The following is a 12,190-nucleotide window of genomic DNA, read 5'->3' as shown; positions in this document are numbered from 1 at the left end:
TCAGCCCTGTCCGGCGGCGTCCAGCCCCTCGCCCAGCAGCGCCATGGCCGCCGCCGCGAAATCCAGCATGTTCTCCCACCGGCCCGCCATGCCGGTCTCCAGCGTCCGCACGATCTCGACGGGCCCGGAGATGGCGAGGCAGCTGTGGCCGGCCGCGTCGCCGTAGCGGTTGCCCGTGGGACCGGCCGCGCCGGTCTCCGCCAGGCCCCAGGTCGCGCCCAGCCGTTCGCGCATCCGGCGCGCGAGCAGCATGGCATAGGGCTCGCTGGAAGAGCGCATCCCCGCCATGTCCTCGGGCGTGATGCCGACCAGGCCGAGGCGCGCGGGGCCGGTATAGGTCACCGCGCCGCCGAGGAAATAGGCCGAGGCGCCGGCCTGCGCGAGCAGCGCGGCCGAGATCAGCCCGCCCGCGGAGGATTCCGAGACGGCGACCGTCTCCTTGCGCCGGCGCAGGCGCTCGCCCAGCGGCGCGGCGATCATCAACAGCTTGTCCATGCGGTCTCGCTCTCCTTCCCGCGAGTGTGCGGCGCAATCGGCGATCAGTCGATCTTCGCCGCGCGCAGGCGCAGCGCATTGCCCACCACGCTGACCGAGGACAGCGCCATCGCCGCCGCCGCGATGACCGGCGAGAGCAGCAGGCCGAAGATCGGATAGAGCACGCCCGCCGCGATCGGCACGCCCGCCGCATTGTAGACGAAGGCGAAGAACAGGTTCTGCCGGATGTTGCGCATGACCGCCCGCGACAGCCGCCGCGCGCGCAGGATCCCCGCGAGATCGCCGCCCAGCAGGGTGACGCCGGCGCTCTCGATGGCGACATCGGTGCCGGTTCCCATGGCGATGCCCACCTCGGCCGCGGCCAGCGCGGGCGCATCGTTCACGCCGTCGCCGGCCATGGCGACGTGCCGGCCCTCGGATTTCAGCCGCTCGACGATGCGCTGCTTGTCCTCGGGCAGGACCTCGGCCTCGACCTCGGCGATGCCCAAACGCCTGGCCACGGCCTCGGCGGTGGCGCGGCTGTCGCCGGTCAGCATCACGACGCGCACGCCCTCGGCCGCGAGGCCGGCGAGGACGCCGGCGGCGCTGTCCTTCACCGGATCGGCAACGGCGATCAGGCCCGCGGCCTTGCCCTCCGCCGCCACGAAGAAGACGGTGGAGCCCTCGCCGCGCAGCCGCTCCGCCTCAGCGGCGATGCCGGAGACGTCCACGCCCTGCTCGGCCATCAGCCGCGCATTGCCGATGGCGAGCGCGCGGCCCTCCACGCGGCCGAGCACGCCGCGGCCGGTGGGGGCGTCGAAGCCCTCGACGGCCGGGATGGCGAGGCCACGCTTCTGCGCGGCCCGCACCACCGCCTCGGCGAGCGGGTGCTGGCTGGGCCGCTCCAGGCCGGCGGCGAGGCGCAGAAGCTCCGCCTCCTCCAGGCCGGAGGGGATCAGCGCCACCACCTCGGGGCGTCCCTGGGTAAGCGTGCCGGTCTTGTCCACGACCAGCGTGTCGATGCGCTCCATCCGTTCCAGCGCCTCGGCGTCGCGGATGAGCACGCCGGCCTGGGCGCCGCGGCCCACGCCGACCATGATGGACATGGGCGTGGCGAGGCCGAGCGCGCAGGGGCAGGCGATGATCAGCACCGCCACGGCCGCCACCAGCCCGTGGGCCAGGCGGGGCTCCGGCCCCCAGGCCGCCCAGGCCGCGAAGGCGAGGATGGCGACCGCGATGACCGCCGGCACGAACCAGCCCGCCACCCGGTCGGCCAGGCGCTGGATCGGCGCGCGGGAGCGCTGCGCCGAGGCCACCATCCGCACGATCCGCGCCAGCACCGTGTCCTGCCCCACGCGGTCGGCGCGCATGACGAAGGCGCCCTGCCCGTTCAGCGTGCCGCCGATGACCCGCGCGCCCGGCGCCTTGGCGACCGGCGCGGATTCCCCGGTGACGAGGCTTTCGTCGAGATAGGAGGCGCCTTCCAGCACCTCGCCGTCCAGCGGCACCTTGTCGCCCGGCCGGACCCGCAGGCGGTCGCCGACCTGGACCTCGGCCAGGTCGATCTCGGCCTCGGAGCCGTCGGCCGCGATGCGGCGCGCCCTGGCCGGCGCAAGGTCGAGCAACGCCCGGATGGCCCCGCCGGTGCGCTCCCGCGCCCGGAGCTCCAGGAGCTGGCCGACCAGCACCAGCACGGTGATGACCGCGGCCGATTCGAAGTACACCGCGACCGCGCCGTCATGCCCACGGAAAGCGGCCGGGAAGATGCCGGGCGCCACGGTCGCGATCACGCTGTAGGCCCAGGCGACGCCCGTGCCGATCGCGATCAGCGTGAACATGTTGAGGTTGCGCGTGACGAGGCTCTTCCAGCCGCGCTCGAAGAAGGGCCAGCCGGCCCAGAGCACGACCGGCGTCGCCAGCACGAGCTGAATCCAGTTGCCGGTCCGGGGCGCGACCAGATGCCCGCCCAGCAGGTGCCCCCCCATCTCCAGCGCGAAGACGGGCAGCGTCAGGAGCAGACCGATCCAGAAGCGGCGCGTGAAATCGACGAGCTCGGGATTGGGGCCGGCATCGGCCGTGGGCATCTCGGGCTCCAGCGCCATCCCGCAGATGGGGCAGGTTCCGGGGCCTTCCTGGCGGATCTCGGGATCCATCGGGCAGGTGTAGATGGCGCCGGGGACGACCGGCTCGGCTTGCGGCTTCGGCGTGAGGTAGCGTTCCGGGTCGCCGGCGAATCTGGTGCGGCAGCCGGCGGAGCAGAAATGATACTCGGTGCCGGCATGACGCGCGTGATGTGGCGTCTTCGCCGGGTCCACGGTCATGCCGCAGACGGGATCCTTCGCCGCCGCCTGGGCCGGGGCGTGATGCTCAGCCTCGCAGGAGAAGGCGGTCGTCCCTGCCTTCCTCGCATAGCGGCCGGGATCGGCCTCGAACCTCGCCAGGCAGGCGGCACGGCAGAAGTGATAGGACTGGCCGGCATGCTCGGCGTGATGCCCGGTCTTCGCGGGGTCCACCACCATGCCGCAGACCGGGTCGATCGCGGTTCGGGGTGCCGCGCCATGGTCTTGCCCGCAGGCGCATTCGGCCATCTCGCCGCTCCTCAAAGTTCAGCCGGCCGGAGATGGGGCCTCCCCATATGGGAAGGTCAAGTGGGCCGGCGTCGGATGTGGCGGGCGCTACTCCGCCGCGAGGGCCGGCGGCGGTGCCTCGGCCCGCGCCGCGATGGCCCGCATCCAGACGGCGGTGTCGTGGAACACCGCGCCGCCGGCGGGCGGAGCCGGATCGTCGCTCGTCAGGGCGTTGATGCCGATGCCGCCCTCGAAATCCGCGTTGGGCCAGACGCTCTCGACCACGATGACGCCCGGCTGCAGCCCGTCGAAGAGCTTCGCATGCACGATCACCTCGCCGCGGGCATTGCCCAGGCGCACGCGGCCGCCCTCCTCGACGCCGAGTCTTCCGGCGTCCTCGGGATGGATGAGCGCGGTGGGACGGCCCTCGCGCTTCCGCGCCGTCGGGGTCTCGGTGAAGGTCGTGTTGAGAAATTGCCGCGCCGGGGCCGTCACCATGCGGAAGGGATGCCTGGAATCCGCCTCGTCGATCGCCGCCATGTGGTCGGGCAGCTTCGGCATCCGCGCATGATCGGGGCCGATCGCGGCCCAGTCGGGGCGGAAACGGAAGCGGCCGTCCTCGTGGCCGAAGCCGTGGAGGAAGTGGCTCGCCGCGAAATCCGGCTGGGCATCGACCCAGCGGTTCTCCATCACCTCGGTCGCGCCCGGCCAGCCGGAGGCGCGCAGCGTGGCATCCGCCACCTCCATCGCCGTCATGTCGAAGCCGGGATGTCCGGCGCCGAGGCGCCGGGCCAGCCCGGCGAGGACATCGTGGTTGGACCGCGCCTCGCCCGGCGCCTCGATCAGCTTCCGGCCGATCTGGATATGGCTGTGGCCGCCGGCCTGGTAGAGGTCGTCGTGCTCCAGGAACATGGTCGCCGGCAGAACGAGGTCGGCCATGCGGGCCGTCTCGGTCATGAACTGCTCATGCACGCAGACGAAGAGATCCTCGCGGAGAAACCCGCGGCGCACGCGGTTGCTGTCGGGCGCGACCGTCACGGGGTTCACGTTCTGGATGAGGAGCGCGTGCACCTGCGGGCCGGCGCCGAGCTCCTGGCGGTCGCCGGTCAGCACGGCGCCGATGCGGGACATGTCCATCTCGCGGATGCTGGTGTCCCTGCGGTCCAGCCCCTCGATGAGCGTCTTGTCCCAGTGATAGATGCCGCGATTGTTCCAGAAGGCGCCGCCCCCCTCGTGCCGCCACTTGCCCGTGACCGTGGGCAGGCAGGTCACCGCATGCAGGCCGGCCGCGCCGTTACGCGAGCGGGAGAAGCCGTAGCCGCAGCGGATATAGGCGCGCTCGGTGGCGCAGTATTCGCGCGCGAAGGCCTCGATGAGCTCGACGGAAAGGCCGGTGATCGCCGAGGCCCATTCCGGGCCGCGTCCGGCCAGATGCGCCTCCAGCGCCGGATCGGCGTCGGAGTGGCTGGCCATGTAGTCGCGATCGGCGAAGCCGTCGCGGAAGGCGACATGCATCACCGCGCAGGCCAGCGCCCCGTCGGTGCCGGGGCGCAAAGGGAGATGCAGGTCCGCGGCCTGGGCCGTGCCCGTGCGGTAGGGATCGACGACGACGAGGCGCGCGCCGCGCTCCTTTCGGGCGCGGGCGATGTGCGTCATCACATTCACCTGCGTCGCGACGGGATTGCCGCCCCACATGACGATGAGGTCGGACCTCGCCATCTCGCGCGGGTCGGGGCCGGTGAACCTGCCCACGCCCGCCATCCAGCCGGATTCGCAGATCGTGCTGCAGATGGTGCTGCGCTGGCGGGAATAGCGCATGACATGGCGCAGCCGGTTGATGCCGTCGCGCTGCACGAGGCCCATGGTGCCGGCGAAGTAGTAGGGCCAGACGGCCTCGGCGCCATGTTTCGCCGTGACGTCGGCGAAGCGCTCCGCCACGCGGTCCAGCGCCTCCTCCATGCCGATCTCGCGGAACTGGCCGGAGCCCTTGGGGCCGGTGCGCAGCAGCGCGCGCGTCAGGCGCTCCGGATGATGCAGGCGCTCGGCATAGCGGGCGACCTTCGCGCAGATCACGCCGGCCGTGTAGCTGTTGGCCGCCGCCCCGCGCACGGTGCCGATGCGCTGCGCGCCGGGCATGACCTCCACCTCCAGCGCGCAGGTCGAGGGGCAGTCGTGCGGGCAGACGGAGTTGCGGAAGACGCCGCGTCCTTGGGCTTGGAGGCTCATGCCGGTGTCCTGGTCATACGGCTGCCACACTGCATGCTCGGGGCGCCTTGATCCAGACCGGCTTCGCGTTCCGCTCCCGGCCATGACTTTCCGGCCGCCGCTCCCGCCCGCCGGCCGGAGGGCCGCGGTGCTGACAGCGGCGGGCGGCCGGGCTTCAATGCGGGCGTGTCCGATCCCTCCACACTTCCCCTGCGCGTGAGCATCCGCCTCGACCTGGCCTCGGGCGGCAAGGTCGGCCCTGGGAAGATCGCGCTGCTGGATGCCATCGCCGAGACGGGCTCCATCGCCGCCGCCGCGCGGAAGCTCGGCATGTCCTATCCGCGTGCCTGGGGGCTGGTGGAGGCGCTGGATGCCGCGATCGGCGCGCCGGTGGTGACGCGGGCGCCGGGCGGCCAGAAGGGCGGCGGCGCGGCCCTCACCGAGGCCGGGCGCGCGCTGATCGCACGCTATCGCGAGGTCGAAGCGGCCGCCCAGCGCGCGGCGGGGCCACCGCCCGCCTGAGTCTCCTTGCACGCTATCAATGGAGAAGTATAACGCAGCGGAGGACATCAGGGGGATCTGCATGCGTCGCCGCCTTCTTGCCCTGGCCATGCCCGGGCTGCTGGCCGCCCCCTTGGCCGCAGGCGCCCAGGAAGCGCCGGTCACCGTCTTCGCCGCGGCCAGCCTGACGGATGCCCTGCGCGCCATTGCGCGGAAGTGGCAGAATCGCGGCCATGCCGCCCCGCGCCTCTCCTTCGCTGCCTCCTCCGCGCTGGCCCGCCAGATCGAGCAGGGCGCGCCCGCCGACCTCTTCCTGAGCGCGGACGAGCCCTGGATGGACTATCTGCAGGAACGCGGCCTCCTCGTGAACGCGACGCGCGTGAGCCCGCTCGGCAATGCGCTGGTGCTGGTGGCGCCCGCCGGTGCCGCGCCGGCCGTCACGCTGACCCGGGGGACCGATCTGCTCGGCCTGCTCGGCACGAATGGCCGCCTCGCGACCGGCGACCCGGCGCATGTGCCCGTCGGCCGCTACGCCCAGGCCGCGCTGACCTGGATGGGCCAGTGGGACGCGATCGCGCCGCGCCTGGCCCGCGCCGACAATGTCCGCTCCGCGCTGCTGCTGGTGGAGCGCGGCGAGGCGCCCTATGGCATCGTCTATGCGACGGATGCGGCGGCGGGCACGGGCCTGCGCGTCATCGGCGCCTTTCCGGCGGAGAGCCACGCGCCGGTCACCTACCCCTTCGCGCTGCTGCGCCGCGCCGAGGGCAATGCCCGGGCGCGGGGGCTGCTCGCCTTCCTGTCCGGCCCCGAGGCGGCGCCCCTCTGGCGGCGCTTCGGCTTCACCCTGCGCGGCGAGAGTCAGTAGAGCATCGTGACGACGGCGCCGATCAGCAGGTTGACCAGCAGTGCCACCACGAAGACGGCGATCGTGAAGGGGATCGCCCGATCCGGCGGCACGCGCGCGACGATGGGGGCGCCGAGGTAGAAGAGGTAGATGCTGTACAGCGCGCCGATCAGCGCCAGCACCGCGCCGATCACCGGCAGGAGCAGAAAGATGCCCGCCACCCAGGAGGCGGTGGGCGCATAGGCCGCAAGCTTCATCGCCGCGATGCCGTCCTCCGGCCCGCCGAACTTCGGACCCAGGAACTCGATGATCTTGCCAAGCACGAAGATGCCGACCAGCCCGAGGATGTAGCTGACGATGCCGCCGACCAGCAGCGTCCCGATCCCGACCGCGGCGCCGATGATGAGATAGGCGCCGATGAAGCCGGCGATCGCCGGGATCGCCGAGAGCGGCACCACGTATTTCGTGAACAACCCGCCGACATCGGCCGGCTCCGCGGCCACGACGTTCCATTCCACCTGCGGCTGGGTCAGCAGACCCTTGGCGCGCGACACGATGTCCATTCGCGGTCCCCCCGATACGTCCCCGCGCCGTCCGTCGGCGCCGCGCGATACTGTGCGGCGGCTCCGCGCCGGAGCAAGCGGTTCCGGGGCGGAATCCGCGCCCGCGCGACAGACGTGACGCGGGCCGGGACTGGCCGCCCGCGCCCTACCGGCCGGGCGCCCAGTCCCGCCGGAAGGCGTCCGGTCCCGGACGGGATGGCCGCGGGCGGTCCTCGCCCGGCGTGCCGGCATAGATCCAGCCGAGCAGGGAATCCCCTTCGGCGAAGCCCAGCGCGGCCTTCACCGCCGGATCCTTCAGCGACGGCGAGGAGAGCCAGCAGGCGCCGAAGCCCTGGGCATCGAGCATGTTCAGGAAGTTCATGATGCCGGCGGCCGCGGAGGCCTCCTGCTCCCAGGGCGGCACTCCGGGGCGCTCGTGGTTGATGGCGGCGCCGGCCGCCACCACCAGCGGCGCGCGCAGGGGCTTGGCGCGCTCGACCTCGAGGCGCTCCGCCGGGGTGTCGGGCGCGCGGGCCCGCATGGAGGCGGCGAGCAGGTCGCCCAACGCCCCGCGGTCCTCGCCCTGGATGAAGACGAAGCGCCAGGGCCGCAGCCCGCCATGGTCCGGCGCGCGGAGGGCGGCCGAGACGGCGAGGTCCAGCGCCGACCTGTCCGGCGCGGGGGCCCGGAGCAGCCGCGCGGGCACCGAGCTCCGGGCGAGCAGATCGGCGGGCACAGCAGGAAGGGGGGCGATGTTGTCCGGCATGGGGGCAGCTTCCGACATGGGAGGATGGGGTGGAAGGGCCATCCCGTCCGTTGCGTGAATTGGGTCAGGCGGATTCTATTTGCGAATCACTCTCAGTCGCAATATCGTTCGGGGGCCAGTCAGGAGACATGACGATGCGCTCTGCCCCCCTTTCGCCCTTTCTGCTCGCCTTGCCGGGCGCGGTGGCGGCGCAGCCGGCTTCGGACAAGCCTCCGGCCCGGCCGGCGCCGGTCGAGCCGGCCAAGAAGAACTGAGGTCGTGTCGCGCATGGACCCCTGCAACCCCGACCATCGTCCCGCTCCGGGCGAGCGGGCCATCCTCGATCTCGGGCCGGAGGAGCTCTTCGTCGTGGCGGCGCTCCGCGCCTGGGTCGCGCCGGTGATGCGCCCGGGCACGCCGCACCCGGACTGGCGCGAGATGTTCCGCCTGGCCGGCGTGGCCTCGGCCGGCGCGGTGGGGTTCGACCTGCTGATGTCGGTGGTCGGCAGCGCGGCGCAGCGCATCATCGAGGTGCGCTGCTGCCGCTGCCCCTCCCTCGGGGCCGACGAGGTGGCGATGCTGCGGCTCGTGAATGCGATGCAGGACGCGGACACCCTCGCCGCGCTGGACGTCATCTCCGACTGGGTGCCGCCCGGCTCCGTGGCGCCGGCCCTGCGGGGCGCGCAGCGCTTCGCGGCCATGATGTCGGCGGCCGGGCACCGGCTGCCGCGGCAGGCGATCCCGGTGGCGGCGATGGGGCGGCCGGAGGGGGCGGTCCTGCATTGATCGAAGATGTTCTGACCGTCGCTCGCGTCGCGAAGGGCCGGAACGCTCGCCCTGCTGAAGGCTTCTAATCCGGATTGCATCGCGCTGGCGCCGCGCAACCAAGTTTCCGCGTTCCTGCGGAAACCACGCGCGCCGCCCGTTCGTTCTTCCTGAGCCGATGGCGCGCCGCCGTCGGATTCAGCGAGAAGGGATACGCCGTGGTCGCGGTATCCGCCCCGGGGGCACTGCCGCCCCTTCATCCCCTCCATGCCATACTCCTCGCCTTTCCATTTCCGCTGTTTCTCGGCGCGCTTCTCAGCGACGTGGCCTACGGCAGGAGCTTCGAGCTGCAATGGGCGAATTTTTCCTCCTGGCTCATTGCCGGAGGCCTGTTGGTCGGCGCCTTCGCGGTGATCTGGGCGCTGGTCGATCTGCTGCGAGGCGGGAGGGCGCATCGGGGGCGACTGGCGCTCTATTTCGCCGTGCTGCTCGCCATGTGGGTGCTCGGCTTCATCAATGCCCTCGTCCACGCGAAGGACGCCTGGGCAACCATGCCGGAGGGGCTTTATCTCTCGGTCGTGACGACGGTTCTGGCCGTCGCCGCCGCCTGGATGGGGTACTCCCGCTCCCGCCCCGGAAAGGCGACATGATGCACCGCTCCCTTCTGATCGGCATGGCAACGCTCGCCCTGGCCGCCTGCGACAACGAGCCCGCCCCCATGCAGCGTGGCGCCAACCCTGACCTGCCCGCCCCGGAGCGTGGCCTCCTGCCCGACATGACGATCCCTCGACCCGCGGCCTGGGGCAACGACCGGCCGACGGTGCCGCAGGGCTACAGCATTCAGGCGATCGCCACGGATCTGCGGGTCCCCCGCCAGACCCTCGTCCTTCCGAATGGCGATATCCTCGTCGCCGAGGGCGCGGGCGGCAATGCGCCGCCGCTCCGGCCCAAGGACTTCATCGCAGGCTTCATCAAGAGCCTCGGCCGCGGCACCGCGAGTAGCGGCGATCGGCTGACCCTGCTGCGCGACGCCGACGGCGACGGCGTCTACGAGACGCGCGGAATCTTCGCCGCCAACCTCAATGCGCCCTATGGTCTCGCCTTGGTCAACGGCATCCTCTACGTCGCCAACCAGGATGCGCTGGTCCGCTTCGACTATGTCGATGGCCAGACGGAAGCCCGCGGGCCGCCGACTCATGTTTCGGAGCTGCCCTCGGCGATCAACCACCATTGGACAAAGGCGCTGGCGGCGAGCCCCGACGGCCGCTTCCTCTATGTCGGCATCGGCTCCAACAGCAACATCACCGAGCGTGGAATGGCCGCGGAGGTCGATCGCGCCATGATATGGCAGATCGATGCGCAGACCGGCGCCCACCGCCCCTATGCCACCGGCCTGCGCAACCCGACGGCCCTTGCCTTCCAGCCCGGCACGGACAGGCTCTATGCCGTCGTGAACGAACGGGACGAAATCGGGCCCAACCTCGTTCCGGACTACCTGACGGCGGTGCGCGAGGGCGGCTTCTACGGCTGGCCCTACAGCTACTGGGGCCAGAACGTCGACCGGCGTGCGCAGCCTCAGGATCCCCAGAGGGTGGCCTCGGCGATCCGGCCGGACTACAGCCTTGGATCGCATGTGGCGGCGCTCGGCCTGGCCTTCTCCACACCGGCGATGGGAGCGAACTTCGCCGAGGGGGCTTTCATCGGTGAGCATGGCAGCTGGAACCGCCGTGTGGCCTCCGGCTACAGGGTCAGTTTCGTGCCGTTCCGAGATGGCCAGCCCTCCGGCGACCCGGTCGATTTCGTGTCCGGCTTCCTCGACGGCGAGGGAAACGCGCGGGGCCGGCCGGTGGGAGTCACGGTGGACCCCCGCGGCGCCCTGATCGTCGCCGATGACCTGACCGGCACGGTCTGGAGGATCGCCGCCAACCCGACGCCGCAACCGTCGCCCGTCGGCGGAGGGCGGCCTCTCCCGTGAAGAAAACAGCGGCGCGGGTCGCCAGATCGCCCGCCCGATCCATCATGCCAGCCCACGCCGCCCATCGCCCGGCTGGGGCGAACCGCCCCGGAGCACGCTGAACCGCTCGCCCCGTCGTCGAACCGTGGCTGGCGGGCCGCCAACACGGATCGTCCGGTGGGCGAAAGGCGCTCCGTCCTCGTCGCTGGCCCTGTTCCCGTCGAAGCTATTCTGCGGCCCGCTCCGGCGCGGCCCGGGCCGCGGGATGCGGCGGGCGCGCGAAGCCGAGCTGGTCGCGCAGCGTCACGCCGTCCTGCCCGGTCCGCAGCAGTCCGCGACGCTGAAGCTCCGGCACCACCTGGTCCACGAAGATCCCGAGCCCGTCCTTGAGCATGGGGAACATCATCATGAAACCATCGCAGGCGCCGGCGGCGTGCCATTCCTCCAGCGCGTCGGCGATCTGCGCGGGCGTGCCGCGCAACGTGCGGCGGCCGCGCTCGTAGCGCAGGTACATCTGCCGCAGCGTCAGCTTCTCGATGCGGATCATGTTCACGATGTTGTCGTAGAACTTCTTGTGGAAGTTGGCCGAGGCAGGGATCAGCTCCTCCGGCACCGGCTCGTCCAGCGGCAGGCCGGAGAGGTCGGCCTCCAGGTCCATCGACAGCCGCGCGCGGCCGACATCGGGGTGGATGAGGGCCTGGAGCGTCTGGTACTTGTCCTCCGCCTCCTGCTCGCTCTCGCCGAGGATGACGGGCATGCCCGCCAGCAGCCGCAGCGCCTCCGGTGAGCGGCCGAACTTCCCCACGCGCGCCTTGAGCTGGTCGTAGAAGGCCTTCGACTCCGCCGGCGTCTCGTTGGCGCCGAAGATCAGCTCGGCGACCTTGGCCGCGAAATCCATGCCCGCCTCGGAGGCGCCGGCCTGGATGATCACGGGACGGCCCTGCGGCGAGCGCTGGACGTTCAGAGCGCCATGGATCTTGAAGTATGGGCCCTCGTGATGGACGGCGTGCTGCTTCCGCGGATCGAAGGAGTAGCCCGACTCCTTGTCGCGGATGAAGGCGTCGTCCTCCCAGCTGTCCCAGAGCCTGAGCACGATGTCGGTGAACTCGTCGGCGCGCCTGTAGCGGTCGCCATGCGGCGGCAGCCGGTCGAGGCCGAAATTCTGCGCTGCGTAGTCGTTGGCCGAGGTGACGATGTTCCAGGCCGAGCGGCCGCCGCTGATCTGGTCCAGCGAGGCGAATTGCCGGGCGAGGTTGTAGGGCTCGTAGAAGCTCGCGCTCACGGTCCCGCCGAGGCCGATGTGCCGCGTCGTCACGGCGAGAGCCGAGAGCAGCGTCAGCGGCTCCAGCTGGTTCATGAAGATCGGCATGCGGCTGTATATGTCGAGCTTGCTGGTGCGCGCGGCCGGCGTGTCGGCGACGAAATACATGTGGAACAGCCCGCGCTCGGCGAGCCGCGCCATCTCCACATGGGCGGCGATGCCGACGCCGGCGCCGGCATCCGTCTCCGGGTGGCGCCAGGCGGCGATGTGCGAGCCGGCGCCGCTCGCCATGACCGCCAGCAGCATCTTTTTCCGGTCGGCCATGGCCCTCT

The 12,190-nt window shown here is 71.6% G+C and carries 11 protein-coding genes; 5 read left to right on the top strand and 6 right to left on the bottom strand.

Annotated features, from left to right (window positions below):
* From EJV46_RS13645 to EJV46_RS13635, 3 genes are all read right to left on the bottom strand, one after another.
* Nucleotides 1–495, bottom strand: a complete 495-nt coding sequence (locus EJV46_RS13645; RefSeq protein WP_131549185.1) for a CinA family protein — start codon at nt 493–495, stop codon at nt 1–3.
* Nucleotides 496–539: 44 nt separating this feature from the next.
* Complete coding sequence (locus tag EJV46_RS13640; protein ID WP_131549184.1) at nt 540–3,062, bottom strand: heavy metal translocating P-type ATPase; 2,523 nt, start codon at nt 3,060–3,062, stop codon at nt 540–542.
* 87 nt (nt 3,063–3,149) lie between these two features.
* Nucleotides 3,150–5,267 carry a molybdopterin-dependent oxidoreductase gene (locus tag EJV46_RS13635; protein WP_131549183.1) on the bottom strand — a complete coding sequence of 706 codons (2,118 nt, stop codon included), beginning with the start codon at nt 5,265–5,267 and terminating at the stop codon, nt 3,150–3,152.
* A 165-nt stretch (nt 5,268–5,432) separates the two neighbouring features.
* Here EJV46_RS13635 and EJV46_RS13630 point away from each other — a divergent pair, with 165 nt between their 5' ends.
* Nucleotides 5,433–5,768 carry a winged helix-turn-helix domain-containing protein gene (locus EJV46_RS13630; RefSeq protein ID WP_206020808.1) on the top strand — a complete coding sequence of 112 codons (336 nt, stop codon included), beginning with the start codon at nt 5,433–5,435 and terminating at the stop codon, nt 5,766–5,768.
* Between the two features lie 61 nt (nt 5,769–5,829).
* Nucleotides 5,830–6,612 (top strand): molybdate ABC transporter substrate-binding protein, encoded by a 783-nt coding sequence (gene modA, locus EJV46_RS13625; RefSeq protein ID WP_131549182.1) that lies wholly within the window; start codon nt 5,830–5,832, stop codon nt 6,610–6,612.
* On the opposite strand, the gene EJV46_RS13620 is transcribed toward modA, so the two are convergent.
* Nucleotides 6,606–7,154: a Yip1 family protein gene (locus EJV46_RS13620; protein WP_165585524.1), complete on the bottom strand. Its 549-nt coding sequence runs from the start codon at nt 7,152–7,154 to the stop codon at nt 6,606–6,608. The two genes, modA and EJV46_RS13620, sit on opposite strands and share 7 nt — an antisense overlap.
* A 145-nt stretch (nt 7,155–7,299) precedes the next feature.
* Nucleotides 7,300–7,899 carry a nitroreductase gene (locus EJV46_RS13615; RefSeq protein ID WP_165585523.1) on the bottom strand — a complete coding sequence of 200 codons (600 nt, stop codon included), beginning with the start codon at nt 7,897–7,899 and terminating at the stop codon, nt 7,300–7,302.
* 258 nt (nt 7,900–8,157) lie between these two features.
* On the opposite strand from EJV46_RS13615, the gene EJV46_RS13610 reads away from it, so the two are divergent.
* The 3 genes from EJV46_RS13610 (at nt 8,158) to EJV46_RS13600 (ending at nt 10,618) form a co-directional block, all read left to right on the top strand.
* Complete coding sequence (locus EJV46_RS13610; protein ID WP_131549179.1) at nt 8,158–8,664, top strand: hypothetical protein; 507 nt, start codon at nt 8,158–8,160, stop codon at nt 8,662–8,664.
* 74 nt (nt 8,665–8,738) lie between these two features.
* Nucleotides 8,739–9,293 carry a DUF2231 domain-containing protein gene (locus tag EJV46_RS13605; protein ID WP_240782545.1) on the top strand — a complete coding sequence of 185 codons (555 nt, stop codon included), beginning with the start codon at nt 8,739–8,741 and terminating at the stop codon, nt 9,291–9,293.
* The gene (locus EJV46_RS13600; protein WP_131549178.1) at nt 9,290–10,618 is read left to right on the top strand and encodes a sorbosone dehydrogenase family protein; all 1,329 of its coding nucleotides are present in this window, start codon (nt 9,290–9,292) and stop codon (nt 10,616–10,618) included. Before EJV46_RS13605 ends, EJV46_RS13600 begins: the two co-directional genes overlap by 4 nt.
* Nucleotides 10,619–10,823: 205 nt before the next feature.
* Here EJV46_RS13600 and EJV46_RS13595 read toward each other — a convergent pair whose 3' ends face one another.
* Nucleotides 10,824–12,182, bottom strand: coding sequence for an LLM class flavin-dependent oxidoreductase (locus EJV46_RS13595; RefSeq protein WP_131549177.1), 1,359 nt, complete (start codon nt 12,180–12,182; stop codon nt 10,824–10,826).
* Between the last annotated feature and the right edge of the window lie 8 nt (nt 12,183–12,190).

Source organism: Roseococcus sp. SYP-B2431 (genome assembly GCF_004336745.1).
In the GTDB taxonomy this organism is placed as follows: Bacteria; Pseudomonadota; Alphaproteobacteria; order Acetobacterales; family Acetobacteraceae; genus Roseococcus.
The sequence above is the reverse complement of the archived record's forward strand: the minus strand, read 5'-3'. Positions and strand labels throughout refer to the sequence as shown.